This window comes from Rhodococcus sp. NBC_00297 (genome assembly GCF_036173065.1).
Classification (GTDB): domain Bacteria; phylum Actinomycetota; class Actinomycetes; order Mycobacteriales; family Mycobacteriaceae; genus Rhodococcoides.
Genome location: NZ_CP108041.1, coordinates 228,380 through 252,391, shown reverse-complemented (window position 1 = coordinate 252,391; position 24,012 = coordinate 228,380). Strand labels below are relative to the sequence as shown.

The window sequence follows — 24,012 nt, the reverse complement described above, 5'->3', positions numbered from 1 at the left end:
GACCCCGCGTCGCTCAGAGGCGGGACGCCGACCCCGCGTCCAGGAACCACACGGTCGACTCGAGGCCGTGTGCGCCGGCGGCCGGATGCTCGACCGGGTCCGCGCCCCCGACACAGGCGGCGACGGCATCGGCCTTGCCCTCGCCCGAGACGAGGAACCACACGTGCCGAGACCTGTTCACCGCCGGGAGCGTCAGCGTGATGCGCACGGGAGGCGGCTTGGGGGAGTCGGTCACGGCCACGACCCAGCGTGACTTCTCCTGCACCGCGTCACCGTGGGCGAAGAGGGAGTTGACGTGAGAATCCGGGCCCATGCCGAGCAGGTGGATGTCGAAGGCGGGTCCGTCCTCCGGTGCGAAGGCTGCCACCGACTGCAGGTAGGTCACCGCCGCGGCCTCGACGTCGTCGCCCAGCGGCGAGTCGGACGGGGCCATGACGTGCACGCGGTCGGGATCGACGCCGACGTGATCGAGCAGGGCGTCCCTTGCCTGCACGTAGTTGCGTTCCGGGTCGCCCTCGGGGAGGAAGCGTTCGTCACCGAAGAAGACGTCGACGGCGGACCAGTCGATGTCGCCGCCGAGGTCGCGGACAGCGGCCAGGGTCGCGACGCCGGTGCCGCCACCGGTCAGCACCACGGAGGCGGTACCGCGTGCTCGCTGGGCATCGACGACCACCGAGACGAATCGCTCGGCCGCGGCGCGGGCGAGCGCCGCCGTGTCGTCGGAACGGTGGATCTCCGGTCGTGTCTCACTCATAGGTCACCTTCGTCAGGCCGGCGAGGGCCTCTTCGTAGATCTCGTCACGGTCGAGTCGACGCAGCTCCTCCGCGAGGCAGTCGCGGGTCTCTCGCCGGGCGAGTGAGACCAGCGTGTCCGGTTGTCCGGTGCGGATGAGGGTGGCCGTGGTGCCGGTCTGCGGCCTGCTGATGGACACGGTGCTGTCGGCCAGCTCCATCTCCACGCGCAGTTCGCCGACCTTGCGCACCACGGGGACGTCGAGGCGGGCGGCGAACCACCCGGCGAGGATGTCCAGTGCGGGCTCCTCGCGCAGACCCGACACGGTCACCGATCGCACCGGCTCGGCCTGCTGGTCGAGTGCCGTGGTGAGCAGCGCACGCCAATAGGTGATGCGCGACCAGGCGAGGTCGGAATCGCCCTCGGCGTACGACTCGAGTCGCGACGAGATGGCGGCGCGCGGGTCGGGTGAGTTGGTCGCGTCGGTGATCCGGCGGATGGCGAGTCGGCCCACCGGGTCCTCTTTCGGGACCGCCGGTGCTCCGCTCGGCCACCAGGCCACCACGGGGGTGTCGGGCAGCAGGAAGGGGAGGACGACGCTCTGCTCGTGTTCCGACAGCTCTCCCCGTAGTCGCAGGAAGACCACCTCGGACGCGCCCGCGTCGCCGCCGACGCGGATCTGCGCGTCCAGCACGTCGTCGTCGTCGCGATCACCGCGGGCCAACACGATCACGCGACACGGGTGCTCCCGGCTGGCCTCGTTGGCCGCCTCGATCGCGGCTTCGAACTTCGCGGGATCACGGATGACGACCACCAGGGTGAGCACCCGACCGAGCGTGACGGCGCCGCCCGATTCGCGGAGCTCCACCAGCTTCTTCGAGACGGCACCGGTGGTGGTGGCGGGCAGATCGACGATCACGGCCTTCTCCATTCGCGTCCGGTGCGCTGCATCATCTCGTTGGCCGAGTCGGGGCCCCACGTGCCGGCCTCGTACGGATCGGCCGCGCCTCCGGACGCCCAGTACTCGAGGATGGGGTCGAGGATCTTCCACGACAGCTCGACCTCGGCATTGACCGGGAAGAGCGACGGCTCACCGAGCAGCACGTCGAGGATGAGCCGCTCGTACGCCTCGGGCGACGACTCGGTGAAGGCCTGGCCGTAACTGAAGTCCATGCTGACGTCCCGCACCTGCATGCTGGACCCCGGCACCTTCGATCCGAAGCGCAGCGTGACGCCCTCGTCGGGCTGCACGCGGATGACGAGTGCGTTCTGGCCCAGTTCCTCGGTCATCGTGGCGTCGAACGGCAGGTGCGGTGCGCGTTTGAAGATCATCGCGATCTCGGTCACTCGCCGCCCGAGCGACTTCCCCGTGCGGAGGTAGAACGGCACGCCGCCCCACCGCCGGGTGTCCACCTCGAGGGTGATGGCCGCGTAGGTCTCGGTGTTCGACTCCGCGTCGAACCCCTCCTCCTCCTTGAGCCCCTTCACCTTCTGGCTGCCCTGCCACCCCGAGGTGTACTGCCCCCGGGCAGCGGTCTGCGCGAACGGCTCCGCCAGACGCGTCGACGAGAGGACCTTGATCTTCTCGCTCTGCAGCTCGCTGGGGCTGAAGCTGACCGGCTCCTCCATCGCGGTGATGGCGAGCAACTGCAGCAGGTGGTTCTGGATCACGTCGCGCGCAGCGCCGATGCCGTCGTAGTACCCCGCTCGACCCCCCAGGCCGATGTCCTCGGCCATCGTGATCTGCACGTGGTCCACGTAATGGGCGTTCCAGATCGGGTCGAACAGCTGGTTGGCGAAGCGCAGCGCCAGGATGTTCTGGACCGTCTCCTTGCCGAGGTAGTGGTCGATGCGGAAGACGCGATCCTCCGGGAACACCCGGTTGACGATCGCGTTGAGCTCCTTCGCGCTCGCGAGATCGTGGCCGAAGGGCTTCTCGATCACCACTCGACGCCAGTGCCGCGGCGCCTCGTCCTCGGTCTCCGGTCCGGTGGCGAGACCGGACGCCGACAACTGCTCGAGCACCGTGGGGAACGCGCCCGGCGGGATGGACAGGTAGAACGCGTGGTTCCCACCGGTTCCGCGCTCGACGTCGAGTTCCGCGAGCGTTCTCGTGAGCTGATCGAACGCCGCGGGGTCGTCGAACGACCCCTGCACGAAGCGGATGCCTTCCGACAATCGTTCCCACACGTCCTCACGGAACGGCGTCCGGGAGTGTTCGCGGACCGCGTCGTGCACGATGGTGCCGAAGTCCTGATCCGACCATTCACGCCGGGCGAACCCGACCAGCGCGAACCCGGGCGGCAGGAGCCCACGGTTCGCGAGGTCGTACACCGCCGGCATCAACTTCTTGCGCGCCAGGTCGCCGGTGACACCGAAGATCACCAGGCTGCAGGGCCCGGCGATCCTCGGGAGACGCTTGTCTCTGCTGTCACGGAGCGGATTCACCCAGGGTGTGGCTGACTCCGTCGCCACGGTTCAGCTCTTCGACGCGGCGGAGAGTTGCTCGGAGGTGGCGTCGAGCAGTTCGCCCCACGACGCCTCGAACTTCTGGACGCCCTCGTTCTCGAGCACGAGGAAGACGTCGGTCAGGTCGATACCCAGTGCACTGATGGCGTCGAAGACGGCCTGCGACTCCTGACCCTTGCCCGTGATGGTGTCGCCGGTGACCTCGCCGTGGTCGGCGAAGGCGTCCATCGTCTTCTCGGGCATGGTGTTGACGGTGTTCGGGGCGACCAGCTCGGACACGTACAGCGTGTCGGGCAGGGTCGGGTCCTTCACTCCGGTGGAGGCCCAGAGCGGGCGCTGCGGCCGGGCGTTGTCGGTCAGCATGCCTTGGAAACGCGACCCGATCTCGAACACCTGCTGGTAGGCGACGTACGCGAGGCGTGCGTTGGACAGTGCGGCCTTACCCTTCAGGTCGGTCGCCTCCGGTGTTCCGATGGCGTCGAGACGCTTGTCGATCTCGGTGTCGACGCGCGAGACGAAGAACGACGCGACCGAGTGGATCGACGACAGGTCGTGGCCCGCGGCCTTCGCCGACTCGAGTCCCTCGAGGTAGGCGTTCATGACGGCCTCGTAGCGCTCGACCGAGAAGATGAGCGTGACGTTGACGCTGATGCCCTCGCCGATGACCTTGGCGATGGCGGGGATGCCGGCCTCGGTGGCGGGGATCTTGATCAGGACGTTGGGCCGGTCGACGATCTTCCACAGCTCGATCGCCTGCGCGACCGTCTTGTCGGTGTCATGGGCCAGGCGGGGATCGACCTCGATGGACACCCGTCCGTCGACTCCGTTGGTCGCCTCGTACACCGGTGCGAGCACGTCGCACGCATTGCGGACGTCGTCGGTGGTGACCGTGCGGATGACGGAATCGACGTCGGCACCGCGAGCGGCGAGCTCGTTCACCTGCTCGTCGTACGAGGTGCCCTTCGACAGGGCGGCCTGGAAGATCGACGGGTTCGTGGTGACGCCGACGACCGACTTGGAGTCGATCAGGTCCTTCAGGTTGCCCGAGGAGATCCGGTCACGGGAGAGGTCGTCCAGCCAGACCGAGACTCCGGCGGCGGACAGGTCTGCGAGATTCTGGTTCTGAGTCATGCTGTCATCCCTTCACGTTGGTGATGGAGCGCTGAGCTGCGGCCACGACGGCCTCGGCCGTGAAGCCGTACTCGCGGAAGAGCGTCGCCGCGTCCGCGGACTCGCCGAAGTGCTCGAGCGAGATGATCTCGCCGAAGCCGCCGACGATCTTGTACCAGGGCATCGCGATGCCGGCCTCGATGGAGACACGGGCCTTCACGGTGGGCGGAAGGACCTGGTCGCGGTAGTTCTGGTCCTGGCTCTCGAACCACTCGACACACGGCATCGAGACGACGCGCGCCGCGATGTCCTGCGCCTCGAGAAGCTTCTGTGCCTCCACGGCGTACTGCACCTCGGAACCGGTCGCGACGATGATCACGTCGGGTGCGGCCTTGGACGACTCGACCAGGACGTACCCGCCCTTGGAGACACCCTCGTAGCTGGTGCCGTCGAGAATCGGGATGCCCTGACGGGTGAGCGCGAGGCCGACGGGTCCGCTGCTCGACGAGCGCGCGAGCACCGCGCGCCAGGCGTGGGCGGTCTCGTTCGCATCGCCGGGGCGCACGACAGAGAGGTTCGGGATCGCGCGCAGCGCCGCGAGGTGTTCGACCGGCTGGTGCGTCGGGCCGTCCTCGCCGAGACCGACGGAGTCGTGGGTCCAGACGTAGATGGGATCGATGTCCATGAGGGACGCGAGGCGCACCGCGGGACGCATGTAGTCACTGAACTGCATGAAGGTGCCGCCGTACGCACGCGTCGGTCCGTGCATGACGATGCCGGACAGGATCGCGCCCATCGCGTGCTCGCGGATACCGAAGTGCAGCGTGCGGCCGTAGGGCTCGGCGTCCCAGTCGTCGGTGGAGATCGACGTCGGGCCGAAGGACTTGGCGCCCTTCATGGTGGTGTTGTTGCTGCCGGCGAGGTCGGCGGAGCCGCCCCACAGCTCCGGCAGGACCGGGCCGACGGCACTGAGGACCTCACCGGACGCGGCGCGCGTCGCGATGGCCTTGCCGCCCGGCTCCCAGGTGGGGAGGACGTCGGTCCATCCGTCGGGCAGCGTGCCCTCGGTCAGACGGTCCAGCAGGCGGCGACGGTCGGGCTCGCGCTCGCTCCACGCGTCGAAGTCCTTGCTCCACGCCTCGTGCGCCGCGCGGCCACGCGCCTGCAGGCCGCGGGTGTGCTCGATGACCTCGTCGGTGACCTCGAACGTCTTCTCGGGATCGAAGCCGAGCGCCTTCTTCACGGCGGCGACCTCGTCGTCACCCAGAGCGGCACCGTGGACGGCACCGGTGTTCATCATCGTGGGGGCCGGGAAGCCGATGATGGTGCGCAGCACGATGATCGAGGGCTTGTCGGTGACGGCCTTGGCCGCCTCGACCGCCTCCTCGATGGCGGTGACGTTCTCGCCGCCCTCCACGACCTGCACGTGCCAGCCGTACGCCTCGTAGCGCTTGGCGGTGTCCTCGGACAGCGCGATGTCGGTGGAGTGCTCGATGGAGATCTTGTTGTCGTCGTAGAACAGGATCAGGTTGCCGAGCTGCTGCGTGCCGGCGAGTGAGGACGCCTCGGAGGTGATGCCCTCCTCGATGTCGCCGTCGGACGCGATGACGTAGACGTAGTGATCGAACGGGCTGTCGCCCCATGCGGGCTCGGGATCGAAGAGTCCACGCTCACGGCGCGACGCCATGGCCATGCCGACGGCCGAGGCCAGGCCCTGACCGAGCGGGCCGGTGGTGATCTCGACGCCCTTGGTGTGGCGGAACTCCGGGTGGCCGGGAGTCTTCGACTTGAACGTGCGCAGCGCCTCGAGATCGGCGAGCTCGAGGCCGAAGCCGCCCAGGTAGAGCTGGATGTACAGCGTGAGGCTCGAGTGGCCGCACGAGAGCACGAAGCGATCGCGGCCGATCCACGTGGTGTCCGTGGGATCGTGGCGCATCGTGCGCTGGAAGAGCGAGTACGCCAGGGGAGCGAGGCTCATGGCGGTTCCGGGGTGGCCGTTGCCGACCTTCTGCACCGCGTCGGCAGCGAGAACACGCACAGTGTCCACCGCCCGTGTGTCCAGATCGGTCCAGTCGCTCGGATGGTGAGCGCTGGTGAGAACGGTGATGTCGTCTGTGATCGACACGGGTGGAGATCTCCTGACACTGTCGGGGTGGGGGTGGCCAGTAGTGCACGGACGCGGCGCACTCGTCGCCGCTCCGCGCGTGATGAGCCTAGTTCCCCGGCGGGTCGGTCGGGGATACCCGGTTCACGGTCGAGCCTAGTTCCGTCCGGGACGCCTCGCTGGTTCCGCGACGGGTGGTCCGCCGCCGATCCGTCACACGACGCCCGAACCATTCGACTACCCGCCGATTGGGGTGATGACACAGGCGGCGTCTACCATCGCTTGTAGTAGCACCATTCCGCTCGGTAACTGGGCCGGGTGGTGGAGCGGACGGTGCGAGAGGGAGATTCGAGTGGGTATGCGGCAGAGCCCGAGCGGACACGGGTTCACCGACAGTCCGACCCGGGACGTGTCGACCGCTCCCACGTCGAGACTCGGCCGGCTGACGGCCAAACCCGCCGCCTACATCGCGCTGACGAAACCGCGCGTGATCGAACTCCTCCTGGTCGCGACCATCCCCACGATGCTTCTCGCGGACCGCGGCACGGTGAACCTCCCGCTGTTGTTCGCCACACTGTTCGGCGGGTGGATGGGTGCCGCCAGCGCCAACACGCTGAACTGCGTCGTCGACGCGGACATCGACAAGGTCATGAAGCGCACCGCGCGGCGGCCCCTGGCCCGCGAGGCCGTGCCGACGTCGCACGCCTTCGTCTTCGGCGCGCTCCTCGGAGTCGGATCCTTCCTCTGGCTCTGGTGGGCGGCGAACCTCCTCAGTGGGATCCTGGTCGTCGCGACGATTCTGTTCTACGTCCTCGTCTACACGATGGTGCTCAAGCGCCGGACCTCGCAGAACGTGGTCTGGGGCGGTGCCGCGGGATGCATGCCCGCACTCGTCGGATGGTCCGCCGTGACCGGGACCGTCGGGTGGCAGGCGATCGTCCTGTTCCTCGTCATCTTCTTCTGGACTCCGCCCCACACGTGGGCCCTGGCCATGCGCTACAAGGACGACTACAAGGCGGCGGGCGTGCCCATGCTGCCCGTCGTCGCCACCGAACAGGTCGTCACCCGGCAGATCGTCCTCTACACCTGGGCGACGGTTGCGGCCACGGCTGCGCTGATCCCGGCGGCCGGTGTCGTCTATGCCGCGGTCGCCCTGGCGGCGGGTGCCTGGTTCCTCCTCATGGCGCACCAGCTCTACTCGGGCGTGCGACGCGGCGAGGCCGTAAAGCCGCTGCGCCTGTTCCTGCAGTCGAACAACTACCTCGCGGTCGTCTTCATCGGTCTCGCCGTCGACTCCGTGCTCGGGATGTCCACGGTCTCCGACTTCTTCTCCTGACATCCGCTCCGCGTCAGGGTTCCAGCACGATCGATCCCGCCGTCCGCCGGCTCTCCAGGTCGATGTGCGCCTGCCGGGCCTGCTCGAGCGGATAGCGATGCTCGACTCGGACCGTCAGGGTTCCGTCCGCCAGCGCGCGCACCACGTCTCCGCCGCGCCATTCCAGCTCTGCCCGGTCGCGGATGTGATGCGCGAGGGTGGGGCGGGTCAGGAACACCGAGCCGGCCTTGTTGAGGCGCTGCGGGTCCACCGGCGGTACCGGCCCGCTCGCGGCACCGAAGAGGGCCACTGTCCCGCGGATGCGCACGCTCTCGAGGCTCGCGTCGAACGTCGAGGCACCGACGCCGTCGTACACCGCCGCGACGCCGACACCGTCGGTGATGTCGCGCACGCGTGACGGGATGTCGTCGTCGTAGCGGAGAACGTGAGTCGCGCCTGCTTCGCGCGACAACGCCTCCTTCTCGTCGGTGGACACGGTGGTGATCACCGTCGCGCCCTTCGCCGTGACGAGCTGCGTGAGAATCAGCCCGACTCCGCCCGCGCCGGCATGCACCAGCACCACGTCGCCGGACCGCACGGGGTACGTCGACTCGATCAGATAGTGCGCCGTCATGCCCTGGAGCAGCACGGATGCCGCCTGAGGGGGATCCACACCCGCCGGCACCGCGATGGCAGAGGCGGCCGGGACCCGCACGAGTTCGGCGTAGCTCCCGGGCGCTGCGGCCCATGCGACGCGGTCGCCGACCGAGAACCCGGACACCTCCGAGCCCACCTGCTCGACGACGCCGGTGCCCTCGTCGCCCGGGACGTACGGCAGCTCCCGCGGGTAGGACCCGCTGCGGAAGTACGTGTCGATGTAGTTGATCCCGGAGGCCTGGACCCGGACCAGGAGATCGGCCGGGCCGGGTACCGGATCGGGGACGTCGGTCACGTCGAGGACGTCGGGTCCGCCGGTTCTGGTCACGAGTACAGCGCGCATGGGAAAAGTCTGCCACCGCGCCCGCGACAGCGGGGGCGGGACGGACCCACCGCTGAGTTACCGGCCAGTAGGGACGCGTGGGACGGACCGGGTATTCTCACGATCATGAGCACCGAGAGCATCGAGAACGCACCCAAGGGTGACTCCGGGCAGAGCACCGAGACGGCGGCCCCGCCGTCGAACCTGGTGTCCTCGATCGAGTCGTTCGTCGCAGCGCACGGCGGGTCCGCGACGGTGGTGTTGCAGCCGCTCGGCCGCGCCGGTGTCCGCATGACCCTGGTCGGTGCCGACGGGATCCTGGGGGACCGGGTCGCCGGCAATCTCCGCATCGCGCACGCGGTGGTGGACTCGCTCGACTCCGTGACCCTCGGTGACTGGGACCGCGAGCTGACGAGCATCGTCACCCCGCGCAAGGGTCACTTCGCGCAGATGGCGGGATGGGTGGCGCGTCAGTCGCGTTTCCCGAAGGCGCGCAACGGTCTCTGACCGCGTCCGATCAGTCCGCGCGGGCCAGCCGCGGCGAGGTCACGTCGGTGTCCTCGGCTGCCGGCACGGTCTCCCGCTCCCGCAGAGACACCCAGAGAGCGGCCGTGGCGGCCGTGGCCGCGGCAGCACCGGCGACGTGGACGGCCACGAGGGCCGCAGGGACGTCGGTGAAGTACTGGACGATGCCGACGCACGCCTGGGCGACGACGATCGCGATGACCACCTGCAGACGCTTCTTGATGGCCGAGGCTCCGGACGGACTGACGGCGTAGACGGCGAACGTGAGCCCCACCAGCAGCGCCAGGTACCCCACCAGAAGTTCGGCGTGCAGGTGCACCAGCGTGACGATCTCCACCTCGAGCCGAGCCACGTCCGCGTCACCGGCATGCGGTCCCGCGCCGGTGACCATGGTGCCCGCCACCAGAACTCCGGCGAGAAGGACCGCAGACAGCACGGTCAACCACCGCAGCGGCGCGGGCACGGCGGGTACCGAGACGCCCTCGTCCTTCTCACCGATCTTGTGGAACAGCAACGTCGCGAGCCAGACCATCAGCATCGAGATCACGAGGTGCACCGCCACGGTCCACCACAGCAGCCCGGTGAGCACCGTGATGCCGCCGACGCCGGCCTGCAGCACCGTGCCCGCAGGCATGAGCCACGCGTAGACGACCACCTCGCGGCGGCGCCGTGCCCGTGTCACCGCCAGTACGATGGCAGCCGCGGTGAGGACCACGGCGAAGGTGAGCATGCGGTTGCCGAACTCGACCGCCTGGTGCAGGACGGGCACCTCGGACACGCCGACGGGCGTGAAGCTGCCGGGGAAACACTGCGGCCACGTGGGGCACCCGAGCCCGGAGCCCGTCACCCGGACCACGGCGCCCGTCACCGAGATACCGCCCTGCGTCAGGATCACGACGAACGCGATGATTCGCTGGACGCGAACGGAGGGGACCGGGAGGCGGTCGACCACGGAGAAGTACGCACGGGAGAGCACACGTCGATGGTAGACGGCATCTCCTACGCTGCGTAGTTGGCCTGCGGCCCGGGGTAGTCGGCCTGCGGCTTCGGGTGGTCGGACTGCGGCTTCGGTGTCAGGTGAACGAGAACTTGCGGGTCGCCCAGAAGCCGCAGATCGCCGCCCACACGACGAGGACCAGGATGCCGAACAGATCGGCTCGTCCCACGACGGCCTGCTCGAGCGTCTCCGCCATCGCGCCCGACGGGATCAGTCGCGCGATCATGCGGACGCCGCCGGGAAGTGCCTCGTTCGCGAACACCACGCTGCCGATTCCTAGCATCACGAACCACGCGATGTTGGCGAGGGCGAGCACGATCTCGGCCCGCAGCGTCCCGCCGAGCAGGAGGCCCATCGTGGCGAAGGTGACGGTGCCCAGAGCGATCACCAGCGCGCCCAGCACGAGTCCGCCGGGAGTCGGACGCCACCCGAGGGCGAGGCCGATGGCGCCGAGCAGTACCGACTGCAGCACGACCACGAGGAGGACGGCGATCGACTTCCCGGCGATCGCGCCCCACTTCGGCAGAGCGGTGGCGCCGAGTCTCTTGAGAGCGCCGTAGCGCCGGTCGAAGCCGACGGCGATGGCCTGGCCGGTGAACGCGGTCGACATCACCGCGACGGTCATCACGGCGGGTACGACGGTGCCGACGCGCTCGGTGCCGAAGTCGCCGAACGGCAGCAGCGTGAGGCCGATGAGCAACGTCACCGGGATGAACATCGTCAGCAGCAGCTGCTCACCGTTGCGCAAGAGCAGGAGTAGTTCGAGGCGGCTCTGCGCCAGCAGCATGCGGCGGCGCGGTGCGGGCCGGGGATCCGGTGTGAACGTCCCCGGTGCGAATCGGTCGGACGCACGTTCGGACCGTGATGTCACGCTCACCCTCTCAGTTCCCGCCCCGTGAGGTCGAGGAAGACGTCCTCGAGGCTGCGCTGCTCCACACGGAGATCGGTGGCCAGCACGTTCAGTCGAGCACACCACGAGGTCACCGTCGCGAGCACCTGGGGGTCGATGGTCCCCTCGAGCAGATACGAGCCCGGCGAACTCTCGACCGGATCGAACCCCTCGGGCAGCACCATCTGCAGCAACGACAGGTCGAGACCGGAGGGTGCGGAGAAGCGCAACTGGCCCTCGGCGCCCCGACGGGTGAGCTCGGTGGGCGTCCCCGAGGCGACGACCTGGCCGTGGTCGATGATCACGAGGTCGTCCGCGAGGTGCTCGGCCTCGTCCATGAGGTGGGTGGTCAGCAGGATGCTCACGCCGTCGCGCCGCAGCGCCTCGACGAGGTCCCACACGAGGAGCCGGGCCTGTGCGTCGAGCCCGGCGGTCGGCTCGTCGAGGAACACGAGCTCGGGGCGGCCGACCAGCGCACAGGCCAGCGAGAGGCGTTGTTGCTGACCGCCGGAGAGTCGTCGGTACGGCGTGCGGACGGCATCGGTGAGCCCCAACTGTCCGAGGAGCCACGCGGGATCGAGCGGGTCGGCCGAGTACGCGGCGACGAGGTCGAGCATCTCGCCCGCACGCGAGCCGGGGTAGGCGCCGCCGCCCTGGAGCATGACCCCGATCCGCGGCTTGAGACGGTCGGAGTCGACGATGGGATCGAGCCCCAGGACGCGGACCTCACCGGAGTCGGGCGTGTGGAAGCCCTCGCACATCTCGACGGTGGTGGTCTTGCCGGCCCCGTTGGGACCGAGGAGTGCGAGCACCCGGCCGCGCTGCAGCTCGATGTCGAGTCCGTCGACGGCCGCGACGTCACCGAAGTGCTTGACCACACCGCGGAGCGACACCGCCGGAGAGTCCGTCGGCGTCCCGGCATCGGACGCCGTGGGCGGAGGGACAGGTCGGGCGGTCACGATGATCCAGCGTAGGCGTCCGACGGACGGTCCGGCGCCGCCGCCCCGTCGCGTGCCCGCCAGGGCAGCAGTCGCCTCGTCGAGGCGTACAGCACGGCGATCGTCAGGACTGTCGCCACCGCCGCCTGGACGATGACGAAGGGCTGGACCTCACCGCCGGTCGGCATGACGATCAGCGAGACGAACGCGGAGAAGACGATCACCGGCACCCGGAACGCCGGTCGGGTGGCCCAGGCGGCCAGCGGGGTGACGGCCCACAGCAGGTACCAGGGCTGGACCACGGGGAAGAGCAGCACGAGTGCCCCGAGCGACACGCCGAGGGCTCCGATGGGGTGGAGCCGACCCAGCAGGACCGACACCAGCATGCGCACGATGATCAGCGCGGCCACCAGGGAGGCGATCGGGCGGGTGAGTGACAGCACGGCAGTGGTGTGGTCGCCGATGCCGAGGAGGACGCCGGCGCCTCCCGTGGCGAGGCCGAGCAGTGTGGGCAACGACATCCAGCTGCGCACGGCGTTGGCCGTGCCCAGGGTGTCCAGCCAGCCGAATCCGAGCCCGCTCGCGGCGCTGACGCCCAGGACTACTGCGACGGTCACCGCGCCGAGCAGGGCGGCGGCGGCGGCGACGTCGCGGGGCCGACCACCCCATCGACGGGCCAGGGCCATGCCCACGAATCCGAGCGCGAGCACCGACGGGATCTTGATCGTCGCGGACAGGGCGATGACCGCCGCGCCGGCGAGCAGCAGCACGCCGGTACGGCCCCGCAGTGATGCCGCGGACTCGACCGCACGGAACGAGAGTTCGAGCCCCGCGAGCATCAGGCCCAGCATTGCGGCCTCGTTGTGGATCCCGGCGACGAGGTGGAAGAGCAGGAGCGGATTGGCGGCACCGAGCCACAGCGCCGCCACGCTGGACACTCCGCACCGGGCGGCGAGGCGGGGGAGAGCCCACACGATGAGCGCGACGCCGATCAGCGCGACGATGCGATGCAGGAAGATCCCGGCGACGATGTCGTCACCGGTGAGCGCGGTGATGCCCCGACCGATCCACAGGAAGAACGGTCCGTAGGGCGCCGGGGTGTCGCGCCAGATGGTCGGCACGGTCCTGGTGAGCACATGGTCGACGCCGAGTGCCGCCTGCGGACCGATGGCGTACGGATCGAGTCCGCGGGCCGTGATCTCGCTCTGCGCCAGGTACGAGTAGACGTCCTTGCTGAACATCGGTGGCGCGACGCACAGCGGCACGATCCACAGCGCGAGCGTGCGGTCCAGCTGGGAGCGAGACATCCGGCGCGGCGACGAGTGCGCGCCGAAAGATCCCACGGCGAGGCGGCCGAGGAGCAGCCATGCGAGCACCACGACGGCGGTGCCGATCATCGTGATGGTGAGTGCGGCGGGGAGCGCGCGAGCGAAGAGCCCGAGCACGCGGACACCCTGCACCGGGTTCTGGAGAACCGGTTGTGCGCCGGCGCCCAGTGCACCGAGGGCCATCATCGCGGCGCCGATGGCACCGAAGCGGCGGATCCGTGTGAGATCGCGCACCTCGGCGGCGTTCAGTTCGGGGCGCTCGGGCTCGTTGTCGTGCAGAAACGCGACGCGGTCGCTGCGCGGAGACCCCTCGATCCCCAGCACCCGACGCGTCGCTCGACGGGCCGTCGCCCGCATCCGCGCGGCCGTACCGGAGCGGCTCGGCTCCGTCGCACCCGCCGTGACCACGTCGTCGGTGCCGCCCGCGAGGGACGCCGAGGCGTCGGTCGGTGTCACCGGCGCGGAGGGCACGGAGTCGTCGGCAGGTGCGGGCACAGAACGGAGCGTATCGACACCGGAGCCGATCACGAACGTCGCCGCGGCATCGGCCCTGCTACCCAGGGTGCCCTTGCTGGAACCTCTCCGGTAATTCGGTCACACTGGTGTTGTGAAAACGACTACCGAACGTTCCGGCGAGCGCGTCAGCGCCCGCGCCGACGTCGCGTCGGTCACCGTCACCCCGGCTTCGGGATCTGGCTCGGCAACATCGGGCTCGGCAACGTCGGAGGGTCGCACGCGGTCGTCCGTCGTGACGCTCCTGCTCGAGGAGGGTCCGATCAGCGCCACCCAGGTCGGGTCCCGTCTGGGCATCAGCGCTGCCGGCGTGCGGCGCCACCTCGATGCTCTCATCGACGCGGGCGACGCGCGCGTCACGATGACCTCGCGTCCCGGCGCACGTACCCGCGGCCGCCCAGCGAAGCTGTTCTCCCTGACCGCGCACGGACGCTCTCGACTCGGCCACTCGTACGACGATCTCGCGGGTGCGGCCATGCGGCACCTACGGGAGATCGGCGGCGACGACGCGGTGCGCACGTTCGCCCGCCGACGCATCCAGTCCATCGTGGGCGACGTCGAGCCTGCCGACACGTCCTCGCAGCAGTCCGTCTCCGAGACGGCCGACGCCATCGCCGAGGCGCTGACCGAGTCCGGCTTCGCCGCCTCCACCCGCCCGGTCGGCAACGGGGTGCAGATCTGCCAGCACCACTGCCCGGTCTCGCACGTCGCGGCCGAGTTCCCCGAGCTGTGCACCGCCGAGCGCGAGGCGTTCGCCGATCTGCTCGGAACGCACGTGCAGCGCCTCGCCACCATCGCCAACGGCGACTGCGCGTGCACCACCCATGTGCCCCTTCGCACACTCTCGACTCCCGAATCAGGCAATACCGACGACGATGTCGGCGTTGCACCGAGTGATGCTGCCGACAGCGGCACGGTCCACCACGACCGCACAGCTCTCGATTCGGCCCGTACCACCAGCTCCAGCCCGAACAGCCCGCTCGATCGTCTCCGGAAGGAGCCCGCATGACCGTCACACCAGACCAGGTGACCCCCACGGTGCCCGCGACACTCACGCAGGACGAGACCATCGCGTCTCTCGGGACCTACGGATACGGCTGGTCCGACTCCGACGTCGCCGGTGCGAGCGCCAAGCGCGGCATCAGCGACGCCGTCGTCCGCGACATCTCCGACAAGAAGAGCGAGCCCGAGTGGATGCTCGAGGCACGCCTCAAGGCGCTGCGCACGTTCGAGCGCAAGCCCATGCCGAACTGGGGCTCGAACCTCGACGGCATCGACTTCGACAACATCAAGTACTTCGTGCGGTCCAGCGAGAAGCAGGCCGCCACGTGGGACGATCTGCCCGCCGACATCAAGAACACGTACGACCGCCTCGGCATCCCGGAGGCGGAGAAGCAGCGCCTCGTGTCGGGTGTCGCCGCTCAGTACGAGTCCGAGGTCGTCTACCACTCGATCCGCGAGGATCTCGAGGAGCAGGGCGTCATCTTCCTGGACACCGACTCGGGTCTGCGTGAGCACCCGGAGCTGTTCCAGGAGTACTTCGGCTCGGTGATCCCGGCCGGCGACAACAAGTTCTCCGCGCTGAACACCGCGGTGTGGTCCGGTGGGTCCTTCATCTACGTGCCGCCGGGCGTCCACGTCGACATCCCGCTGCAGGCCTACTTCCGCATCAACACCGAGAACATGGGTCAGTTCGAGCGGACGCTCATCATCGTCGACGAGGGTGCGTACGTGCACTACGTCGAGGGCTGCACCGCCCCGATCTACAAGTCCGACTCGCTGCACTCGGCGGTCGTCGAGATCATCGTGAAGAAGGGTGGTCGGTGCCGCTACACCACCATCCAGAACTGGTCGAACAACGTCTACAACCTCGTCACCAAGCGCGCGAAGGCCGAGGCCGGCGCGACGATGGAGTGGATCGACGGCAACATCGGCTCGAAGGTCACGATGAAGTACCCGGCCGTGTGGATGACCGGTGAGCACGCCAAGGGCGAGGTTCTGTCGGTGGCGTTCGCCGGCGAGGGCCAGCACCAGGACACCGGCTCGAAGATGCTCCACCTCGCGCCGAACACGTCCTCCAACATCGTGAGCAAGTCCGTCGCTCGCGGCGGCGGCCGGGCGTCGTACCGCGGCCTGATCCAGATCAACAAGGGCGCGCACGGGTCGAAGTCGACCGTCAAGTGCGACGCACTCCTGGTCGATCAGATCAGCCGCAGCGACACCTACCCGTACGTCGACATCCGCGAGGACGACGTGACGATGGGCCACGAGGCCACCGTCTCCAAGGTCAGCGACGATCAGCTGTTCTACCTGATGAGCCGCGGCATGACCGAGGACGAGGCGATGGCCATGGTGGTGCGCGGCTTCGTCGAGCCCATCGCCAAGGAACTCCCGATGGAGTACGCCCTCGAGCTCAACCGCCTGATCGAGCTGCAGATGGAGGGATCGGTCGGATGACCCTGCCCCACACCGACACCGGGGTGAAGGCTGCCGTCACCGGCGAGAACCCCGCCACCGAGAACAAGCGCGCGATCGTCGCGAACAAGGGCGCGCAGTTCTCGTCCTACGACGTCGCCGCGTTCGAGGTGCCGTCCGGCCGCGACGAGATCTGGCGCTTCACACCGCTGCGGCGCCTGCGAGGTCTCCATGACGGCACCGCCGTGGCCACGGGCTCCGCGACCGTGACGGTCACCGATGCGCCCGAGTCCGTGCGCGTCGAGACCGTCGGTCGTGACGACGCGCGGCTCGGCACCGCGGGTGCGCCGGCCGATCGGGTCGCCGCCCAGGCGTACTCGTCCTTCGACTCGGCCACCGTCGTCACGGTGGCCTCCGAGGCAGAGCTCGCGGATCCGCTGATCGTGACGGTCGACGGTCCGGGAGCGGACGTCGTCGCCTACGGCCACGTCCAGATCCGCGTCGAGGCGTTCGCCAAGGCGACCGTCGTGCTCGAGCAGCGCGGCAGCGGAACCTACGCCGAGAATGTCGAGTTCGTCGTCGCGGACAGCGCACACCTCACGGTCGTCGCGCTGCAGGAGTGGGACGACGACGCGGTGCACGTCGCGTCGCATCACGCGAAGGTGGGCCGCGACAGCGTCCTGCGTTACGTGTCGGTCAGCCTCGGCGGCGATCTGGTGCGCCTGACACCGACGGTGAACTTCACCGGTCCGGGTGGCGACGCCGAGCTCCTGGGCCTGTACTTCGCGGACGACGGTCAGCATCTCGAGCAGCGCCTGCTGGTCAACCACACCGCGCCGCACTGCAAGTCCAACGTGGTCTACAAGGGCGCCCTGCAGGGCGACCCGGCGTCGAAGAAGCCCGACACCCACACCGTGTGGGTCGGCGACGTCGTCATCGGTGCGAAGGCGGAGGGCACGGACACGTTCGAGCTCAACCGCAACCTGATTCTCACCGACGGCGCGCGCGCGGACTCCGTCCCGAACCTCGAGATCGAGACCGGCGAGATCGTCGGGGCCGGTCACGCGAGTGCCACGGGTCGCTTCGACGACGAGCAGCTGTTCTACCTCCGTGCTCGCGGCATCCCGGAGGACCAGGCACGCAAGCTCGTCGTGCGCGGCTTCTTCCACGACATCATCGCGAAGATCCCGGTCGCGTCCATCCGTGAGCGTCTCTCCGACGCGGTCGAGGCGGAACTCGCCATCACCGGCGTCTGACCCCTCGCGACCACCTTCTCCCGATTCACAGACAGGCAAGGAACATCATGTCCACTCTCGAAATCCGCGATCTGCACGTCGACGTCGCGAACACCGACGACGCCGCGCAGCCGATCGAGATCCTGAAGGGCGTCGATCTGACGGTCTCGTCGGGCGAGACGCACGCCATCATGGGCCCCAACGGCTCGGGCAAGTCGACGCTCTCCTACGCGATCGCCGGCCATCCCAAGTACCGCGTCACCTCGGGCACCATCCTGCTCGACGGTGAGGACGTGCAGGAGATGTCCGTGGACGAGCGTGCTCGCGCCGGCCTGTTCCTCGCGATGCAGTACCCCGTCGAGGTTCCCGGTGTCTCCATGTCCAACTTCCTCCGCACCGCGGCCACCGCCGTGCGCGGCGAGGCCCCGAAGCTGCGGCACTGGGTGAAGGAGGCCAAGGAGGCGATGACCGAGCTCGACATCGATCCGGCCTTCGCCGAGCGCAGCGTCAACGAAGGCTTCTCCGGCGGCGAGAAGAAGCGCCACGAGATCCTGCAGCTGGGCCTGCTCAAGCCCAAGATCGCGATTCTCGACGAGACCGACTCGGGCCTCGACGTCGATGCTCTGCGCGTCGTCTCGGAGGGTGTCAACCGCTACAAGGAGCGGGAGAACGGCGGCATCCTCCTGATCACGCACTACACCCGCATCCTGCGCTACATCACGCCCGATCACGTGCACGTGTTCTCCGCGGGCCGCATCGTCGAGTCCGGTGGACCCGAGCTGGCCGACGAGCTCGAGGCCAACGGATACGAGCGCTTCACGAAGACCACCGCGGGCGCATGACGGCCGTCGCGTCGGTCGGCACCCTGGACGTCGCGAGGCTTCGGGAGGACTTCCCGATCCTCGGTCGTACCGTGCGCGACGACAAGCCTCTCGTGTACCTCGACTCCGGCGCGACGTCTCAACGTCCGGTGCAGGTGCTCGATGCCGAGCGGCACTTCCTCACCACCTGCAACGCCGCCGTGCACCGCGGGGCCCACCAGCTGGCCGAGGAGGCCACGGACGCCTACGAGGGTGCCCGCGCGGGCATCGCGGCCTTCGTGGGTGCCCGCGCGGACGAGATCGTGTTCACCAAGAACGCCACCGAGTCGCTGAACCTCGTGACGCACGTCCTCGGCGACGACCGCTTCGCGCGGTCACTGCGTCCCGGTGACGAGATCGTCATCACCGAGCTCGAACACCACGCGAATCTGGTTCCGTGGCAGGAGCTCTCACGTCGCACCGGTGCGACGCTCCGGTGGTACGGGGTCACCGACGACGGCCGGATCGACCTCGACTCGCTCGAGCTCACCGACCGCACGCGCGTGGTCGCGTTCACCCACCAGTCCAACGTGACGGGCGCGGTGGCTCCCACCGAGGAACTCGTCCGTCGTGCACGGGCGGTCGACGCACTGGTCGTCCTCGACGCCTGCCAGTCGGTGCCGCACATGCCGGTGGACGTCTCCGCGCTCGACGTCGACTTCGCGGCGTTCTCCGGGCACAAGATGCTCGGACCGTCCGGGGTCGGTGTCCTGTACGGCAAGGCTGCGCTCCTGGCCGACATGCCTCCCTTCATCACCGGCGGGTCGATGATCGAGACCGTGACGATGGAACAGACCACCTACGCACCGCCCCCGCAGCGGTTCGAGGCCGGTGTGCCCATGACGTCGCAGGTCGTCGGTCTGGGTGCGGCCGTGGAGTACCTGAACGCGCTGGGGATGGACGCCGTCGCCGCGCACGAACAGACGCTCACTGCTGCCGCACTGTCGGAGCTCGCCACCATCGACGGGCTCCGCATCATCGGACCCACGGACACGCAGGACCGCGGGGGAGCCGTGTCGTTCGTCGTCGACGGCATCCATGCGCACGATCTGGGGCAGATCCTCGACGACGAGGGCGTCGCCATCCGCGTCGGGCATCACTGCGCGTGGCCGCTGCACCGTCGTTTCGGCGTGGCCGCGACGGCCCGTGCCTCGTTCGCCGTCTACAACACGGTGGAGGAAGTGCACGCGCTGCGCGACGCGATCCGCACGGCACAGTCGTTCTTCGGCGTCGGCGGTGCCGCGTGAGAATGGAACAGATGTACCAGGAAGTGATCCTCGATCACTACAAGCACCCGCACGGTCGTGGGCTCCGCGAGCCGTTCGGCGCCGAGGTGCACCACGTCAACCCCACGTGCGGTGACGAGGTCACGTTGCGCGTGAACGTCGCCGACGGTGTCGTGGCCGACGTGTCCTACGACGGGCAGGGGTGCTCCATCAGTCAGGCGGCCACCTCGGTCCTGACCGACCAGGTCGTCGGACTCTCCGTCGAGGACGCGCTTCTCACGGTGGACGCCTTCTCGGCGATGGTCGGCAGCCGCGGCACCGTCGAGGGGGACGAGGCCGTCATCGGCGACGGCATCGCCTTCGCGGGTGTGGCGAAGTACCCGGCACGCGTGAAGTGCGCGCTGCTCGGATGGATGGCATTCAAGGACGCCGTTGTTCGTACTGTGGAGACGCAGGACGAGCACGCGAACAGTGGAGGACGATCATGACCGATACCGACAACGGCGCAGTGGCGCCCGATTCCGTCATCGAAGACCTCGAGGAGGCCATGCGTGACGTCGTCGACCCCGAGCTCGGCATCAACGTCGTCGACCTCGGACTGGTCTACGGAATCACCATCGACGACGAAGCCGTGGTCACCCTCGACATGACGCTGACGTCCGCGGCGTGCCCGTTGACCGACGTCATCGAGGACCAGAGCCGCACCGCCCTGGTGCGCAGTGGTCTGGCCGAGGACCTCAAGATCAACTGGGTCTGGATGCCGCCGTGGGGACCGGACAAGATCACCGACGACGGCCGCGAGCAGCTGCGCGCGCTCGGCTTCACCGTCTAGAGCCGGCTCACCCGATCTCACGCGAGAAGATGCGGTACGTCCTGCTCGGGTCCACCGGGTAGGACGAACGCACCGAGTGGAACCAGCCCCCGTCCGCCAGCACGGGGGCTGCTTCCACGGAGGCGTACCCGCCGTCGTGGATGCGCTGGAACAGTTCGAAGATCAGCAGTGCCGAGGTGCCCTTGTCGGGGCAGCTCGGGTCCACGAACATCATGTCGAGCCGCACGTGCGTGCGGTGTCTGCGTCCGCCGGGCCCCCGCCACCGCGCGATCGTGTGGAGATCGCGCACGATGCCGAACCGTGAGCGCACCGCTCCGAGGGCCGCCTTGTTCACGTCCGGGATCCCCATGACGAAGCCGACGACCTCGCCGTCGAGTTCGGCGAACAGCACGATCTCGGGATCGAGGATCGGACGCATGGTCGCCACGAGCGCATCGAGTTCGTCGGGTTCCACGGGCGTGAATCCCCAGAACGACGCGAATGCGGTGTTGTAGAGCACGCGCAGCTTGGCCACGTCCTCGTCGAACGTCGCCGGATTCATCGGCCGGACGACGACGGACGACCGCGCCTTCCACCTCTGGCCCATCGCGTACTTGCGTGCGAACGGCGGCGACCGGACGAGCGTGTGCGGGTCGTCGTGATAGAAGCTGTGGAACTCCTTGATGCTGGTCATGCCCCACGACTCGAGGAGATCGGCGTAAAACGGGGGATTGTGGGGCATCCCGACCAGCGGCGGAATGTCGTTGCCGTGCACCAGCACTCCCGCGCTCCACAGCAGTGACGGGCTCATCGGACCCACCACGGTGCTCAGCGACCGCCCCCGAGCCCAGGCGGCCACGGCGTCGAGCAGAGCGTGCGCGGCCTCCCGGTCGTCGAGGCACTCGAAGTAGCCGAAGTACGCGGTCTGCTCCTCGTAGTGCGAGATGAAGACCAGGTCGGCGATGGCCGCGATCCGCCCCACGAGCCGCCGACCGCGATACGCGAGGAACGCCTGACTCGTCATCCGGCTCCGCGTCTCCTCCGACGGCCGACGCAGCGTCGAGCCCACGTCCGCGATGTCGCCGGGGATCCAGTTCGGGTCGTTCCGATAGACCGCGAACGGGACTTTCGCGAAGGCCGTCCAGTCGCGACGGGTGCGTACCGCCGTGATGGTCACGGCCGCGGTCGTGACCGGCCGACCGACCGTACGTGAGGTCATGAGAGGGCCTCCTCGAGATCGTTCTGCATCGTGCTCCGGGTCGTCGGTGCCGGCCGCACGACGGACCGGGCGAGCACCGACTCACCGGCCCACACGTACTGCCCCGGCCGTACCAGGACGTCGCCGTCGAGCAGAGCGTCGGGAAGGAACACGTCGCACTGTGACCCGAAGCGGATCAGGCCGTACTGCTCGCCGCGAGCGAGATTCTCACCGACCTCGACGTGGGCGACGATCCGGTCCACCCACAGATCGGCGATCTGCGTGACGAAGACGGTGGGACCGTCGGCGTGCCGGACACCGATGGTGAGCCGCTCGTTGGTCAGGAGGTACTCGCACCCCTCGTCGTAGGGCGTGCGGTGCAGGAACAGGTTCGCCGTCATGCGAGCCATCGACCTGTTGAACGGCGCCGCGCCGCGGTGTTCACGCACCACCACCGCCCCCTCGATCGGTGCGCGATTGCGGTGGACCGAGTGCTCGGTCATGTAGGTGCCGACGAGCCACCCGCTGGCGTCGGAGTCGATCCCGGCGTACTCGGACAGCCGGATGGTGCGCCGCTTCTTCACGGCGACCGGCATCTGGCCCGACTCGACACGCTTGACGTAGGTGATGTACCCGTCGGCCGCCGACACGATGGACGACGGGTCCGGGGGCACCGACCGCTCCGGATCACGGAGGAAGGCGGCGCTGCGCCAGTACGAGTACCCGCCTACGAGCGCGGCGAGAGCCACGGTTCCAGCGGTGGTGGCTGCTCTGGTCACGACGGCTCCACCGCCGTCTCCTTACCGTGGTCGATGCGCTCGACCAGTGCGACGAACGCGTCGTAGAGATGGGTGCGCAGCACGGCGTCGATCGCGACGGCGAGCACTCCGAGGGTCGCGCAGGCGACGTAGTAGACGAGCCCGAGGGTGAAGTTCACGAAATCGCCGAGGAACACCCGGACCCGGTACCTCGCGCCGGTTTCCAGGAACATCGGTTGCGGCGGGACGCGACTCATCGTGCACGACCGAGGACGTCGCGTGTCTGTGCGCTTCTGCTCACGCGGTGACCAGTCGGGGTCGGCGCGCCGTCGCGTCGCGGAACCGGATGACCGACAGGTACAGCGCGAAGAGCGCATCGTGATCCCACGAGGATCCGTCGAAGGACGACGGCATGAGCGACGGTGCGTTGGAACGGCGGATGAGGTCGTTGACGTCGGACCCGAGCAGGGACGCCGTCTTCTCCGCCGGGATCTTGCTGTCGACGATCGCCTTGAACTCCGCCCACGGCACGAGGTCCAGGCCGAGAGCCGATGCCAGGACGGCGTTGCTGTAGGGCACCGGATTGGACGGCACGAGGTGGGGGAGCGTGCCGTCGCCGAGAGCGTTGTCCGCCAGCACGCGCGCGAGCACATCGACGGGCGCGTAGTTCATGCCCGGTCCGTCCCACATCGCACCGACACTGTTCGCCAGCTCGATCGCGCGCCAGAAGCTGTAGACGCGACCCGGGTCCTTGCCGACGGTTGTGCTGCCGAGCACGTAAGGCGACTCGACCAGGGTGACGGAGGCGACGCCGTCCCGTGCGAGCCATCCGAGGAGCTGACCGTTGATCCACTTCATCTGGCAGTAGCCCGAGTACCACCAGGAATCGGGACGCAGGAAGTCCTCCGGGCTGGTGTAGATGAAGGCGCCGATCGACCCCATGTAGGTGAGGTGCTTGCGACGGTCCTCCAGGGTGAACTGGACGACGCGCAGCAGGGAGACGAACCAGTCCTGTCGCAACTCGAGGTAGCTGGAGTCGTAGTCGGTGGAACTCGCCGAGTTGAACACCTGGTCGACGGTGCCGCGGAGCCGCAGGTAGGTGTCCTCGTCCAGACCGAAGTTCGTCCGGGTCGGAACCGCCTCGATGACGACGATCTTCGCGAGATCGATCCCGGTGATCGAGTACTGGGCGACGGTCTCCTCGAAACGCTCGGCGGCGGAGGAGTCGCCGGCGGATCGGACACCGGCGTAGACCGTCGTGATTCCGGGGCGCAGAGACAGTTCCGCGACGAGATGCGCTCCGACGAAGCCGTTGGCACCGAACACCAGCGCGATCTCGTCGGCGGGCGGCGCCATGGAGCGCACCTGCTCGGCGGTGCTCGGATCGACGATCGGTCGCAGCAGCTCGTGGTCGCCGGCCGACAGCGCCGCGACGTCCGCATACTTTCGCGAGAACAACAGCGACGGCGCGTCGCCCGTCAGAGCGACGACCGGACTGACCAGGTGCCCGTCGTTGGCGACGGTGCTGAACGTGTACTCGTCGAACATGTGATCTCCCCCGATGGATGCGGCGCCCGTCGCCGGTGTGACCGGGACGACTCGCTGTGTC

The 24,012-nt window shown here is 68.7% G+C and carries 23 protein-coding genes; 9 read left to right on the top strand and 14 right to left on the bottom strand.

All coding sequences use genetic code 11. The features are described 5' to 3' along the window. Positions 1–13: 13 nt before the first annotated feature. From pgl to tkt, 5 genes are read right to left on the bottom strand one after another with little or no spacing between them, the layout of a single operon-like run. Positions 14–754, bottom strand: coding sequence for a 6-phosphogluconolactonase (gene pgl, locus OG947_RS01110; protein WP_027505283.1), 741 nt, complete (start codon positions 752–754; stop codon positions 14–16). Next, complete coding sequence (opcA, locus tag OG947_RS01105; RefSeq protein WP_200933809.1) at positions 747–1,652, bottom strand: glucose-6-phosphate dehydrogenase assembly protein OpcA; 906 nt, start codon at positions 1,650–1,652, stop codon at positions 747–749. The genes pgl and opcA overlap by 8 nt, the downstream gene beginning before the upstream one ends. Beyond that, positions 1,649–3,208, bottom strand: coding sequence for a glucose-6-phosphate dehydrogenase (gene zwf, locus OG947_RS01100; RefSeq protein WP_328812940.1), 1,560 nt, complete (start codon positions 3,206–3,208; stop codon positions 1,649–1,651). Before zwf ends, opcA begins: the two co-directional genes overlap by 4 nt. Positions 3,209–3,211: 3 nt before the next feature. After that, positions 3,212–4,333, bottom strand: coding sequence for a transaldolase (gene tal, locus OG947_RS01095; RefSeq protein WP_328812939.1), 1,122 nt, complete (start codon positions 4,331–4,333; stop codon positions 3,212–3,214). Positions 4,334–4,337: 4 nt separating this feature from the next. Further along, positions 4,338–6,437: a transketolase gene (gene tkt, locus OG947_RS01090; RefSeq protein ID WP_027505287.1), complete on the bottom strand. Its 2,100-nt coding sequence runs from the start codon at positions 6,435–6,437 to the stop codon at positions 4,338–4,340. Positions 6,438–6,774: 337 nt separating this feature from the next. Here tkt and OG947_RS01085 point away from each other — a divergent pair, with 337 nt between their 5' ends. After that, the gene (locus OG947_RS01085) at positions 6,775–7,752 is read left to right on the top strand and encodes a heme o synthase (protein ID WP_056444679.1); all 978 of its coding nucleotides are present in this window, start codon (positions 6,775–6,777) and stop codon (positions 7,750–7,752) included. Positions 7,753–7,765: 13 nt separating this feature from the next. Here OG947_RS01085 and OG947_RS01080 read toward each other — a convergent pair whose 3' ends face one another. After that, positions 7,766–8,731 carry a quinone oxidoreductase family protein gene (locus OG947_RS01080; RefSeq protein ID WP_027505289.1) on the bottom strand — a complete coding sequence of 322 codons (966 nt, stop codon included), beginning with the start codon at positions 8,729–8,731 and terminating at the stop codon, positions 7,766–7,768. A 105-nt stretch (positions 8,732–8,836) separates the two neighbouring features. Here OG947_RS01080 and OG947_RS01075 point away from each other — a divergent pair, with 105 nt between their 5' ends. After that, positions 8,837–9,217, top strand: coding sequence for a hypothetical protein (locus tag OG947_RS01075; RefSeq protein ID WP_027505290.1), 381 nt, complete (start codon positions 8,837–8,839; stop codon positions 9,215–9,217). Between the two features lie 10 nt (positions 9,218–9,227). Here OG947_RS01075 and OG947_RS01070 read toward each other — a convergent pair whose 3' ends face one another. From OG947_RS01070 to mptB, 4 genes are all read right to left on the bottom strand, one after another. Then, positions 9,228–10,211: a COX15/CtaA family protein gene (locus tag OG947_RS01070; RefSeq protein WP_027505291.1), complete on the bottom strand. Its 984-nt coding sequence runs from the start codon at positions 10,209–10,211 to the stop codon at positions 9,228–9,230. 97 nt (positions 10,212–10,308) lie between these two features. Then, positions 10,309–11,109: an ABC transporter permease gene (locus tag OG947_RS01065; protein WP_027505292.1), complete on the bottom strand. Its 801-nt coding sequence runs from the start codon at positions 11,107–11,109 to the stop codon at positions 10,309–10,311. After that, positions 11,106–12,080 carry an ABC transporter ATP-binding protein gene (locus OG947_RS01060; protein WP_056444673.1) on the bottom strand — a complete coding sequence of 325 codons (975 nt, stop codon included), beginning with the start codon at positions 12,078–12,080 and terminating at the stop codon, positions 11,106–11,108. The genes OG947_RS01065 and OG947_RS01060 overlap by 4 nt, the downstream gene beginning before the upstream one ends. Next, positions 12,077–13,744, bottom strand: coding sequence for a polyprenol phosphomannose-dependent alpha 1,6 mannosyltransferase MptB (gene mptB, locus OG947_RS01055; protein ID WP_328813936.1), 1,668 nt, complete (start codon positions 13,742–13,744; stop codon positions 12,077–12,079). The genes OG947_RS01060 and mptB overlap by 4 nt, the downstream gene beginning before the upstream one ends. A gap of 250 nt (positions 13,745–13,994) precedes the next feature. On the opposite strand from mptB, the gene OG947_RS01050 reads away from it, so the two are divergent. The 7 genes from OG947_RS01050 to OG947_RS01020 are packed head-to-tail and all read left to right on the top strand — an operon-like array spanning position 13,995 to position 20,468. After that, positions 13,995–14,909: a helix-turn-helix transcriptional regulator gene (locus tag OG947_RS01050; RefSeq protein ID WP_328812938.1), complete on the top strand. Its 915-nt coding sequence runs from the start codon at positions 13,995–13,997 to the stop codon at positions 14,907–14,909. Then, complete coding sequence (sufB, locus tag OG947_RS01045) at positions 14,906–16,357, top strand: Fe-S cluster assembly protein SufB (protein WP_027505295.1); 1,452 nt, start codon at positions 14,906–14,908, stop codon at positions 16,355–16,357. Before OG947_RS01050 ends, sufB begins: the two co-directional genes overlap by 4 nt. After that, entirely contained in the window at positions 16,354–17,571 is a 1,218-nt protein-coding gene (sufD, locus tag OG947_RS01040; RefSeq protein ID WP_222637586.1) for a Fe-S cluster assembly protein SufD, read from the top strand. The genes sufB and sufD overlap by 4 nt, the downstream gene beginning before the upstream one ends. A gap of 47 nt (positions 17,572–17,618) precedes the next feature. After that, positions 17,619–18,392 (top strand): Fe-S cluster assembly ATPase SufC, encoded by a 774-nt coding sequence (sufC, locus tag OG947_RS01035; protein WP_027505297.1) that lies wholly within the window; start codon positions 17,619–17,621, stop codon positions 18,390–18,392. Beyond that, positions 18,389–19,657 (top strand): cysteine desulfurase, encoded by a 1,269-nt coding sequence (locus OG947_RS01030; RefSeq protein WP_222637585.1) that lies wholly within the window; start codon positions 18,389–18,391, stop codon positions 19,655–19,657. The genes sufC and OG947_RS01030 overlap by 4 nt, the downstream gene beginning before the upstream one ends. Next, positions 19,654–20,124 (top strand): Fe-S cluster assembly sulfur transfer protein SufU, encoded by a 471-nt coding sequence (gene sufU, locus OG947_RS01025; RefSeq protein ID WP_328812937.1) that lies wholly within the window; start codon positions 19,654–19,656, stop codon positions 20,122–20,124. The genes OG947_RS01030 and sufU overlap by 4 nt, the downstream gene beginning before the upstream one ends. Continuing rightward, positions 20,121–20,468, top strand: a complete 348-nt coding sequence (locus OG947_RS01020; protein ID WP_027505300.1) for a metal-sulfur cluster assembly factor — start codon at positions 20,121–20,123, stop codon at positions 20,466–20,468. The genes sufU and OG947_RS01020 overlap by 4 nt, the downstream gene beginning before the upstream one ends. A gap of 7 nt (positions 20,469–20,475) precedes the next feature. Here OG947_RS01020 and OG947_RS01015 read toward each other — a convergent pair whose 3' ends face one another. The 4 genes from OG947_RS01015 to OG947_RS01000 all read right to left on the bottom strand — a co-directional run bounded on the left by OG947_RS01015 (position 20,476) and on the right by OG947_RS01000 (position 23,951). Continuing rightward, a complete protein-coding gene (locus OG947_RS01015; protein WP_328812935.1) occupies positions 20,476–21,666 on the bottom strand; it encodes a hypothetical protein in 1,191 nt (396 codons plus the stop codon). Next, on the bottom strand, positions 21,663–22,424 hold the full coding sequence (locus OG947_RS01010; protein WP_307108850.1) for a phosphatidylserine decarboxylase: 762 nt from the start codon (positions 22,422–22,424) through the stop codon (positions 21,663–21,665). Before OG947_RS01010 ends, OG947_RS01015 begins: the two co-directional genes overlap by 4 nt. Next, positions 22,421–22,636 carry a hypothetical protein gene (locus OG947_RS01005; RefSeq protein ID WP_328812934.1) on the bottom strand — a complete coding sequence of 72 codons (216 nt, stop codon included), beginning with the start codon at positions 22,634–22,636 and terminating at the stop codon, positions 22,421–22,423. Before OG947_RS01005 ends, OG947_RS01010 begins: the two co-directional genes overlap by 4 nt. A gap of 64 nt (positions 22,637–22,700) precedes the next feature. After that, complete coding sequence (locus OG947_RS01000) at positions 22,701–23,951, bottom strand: SDR family oxidoreductase (protein ID WP_328812933.1); 1,251 nt, start codon at positions 23,949–23,951, stop codon at positions 22,701–22,703. Between the last annotated feature and the right edge of the window lie 61 nt (positions 23,952–24,012).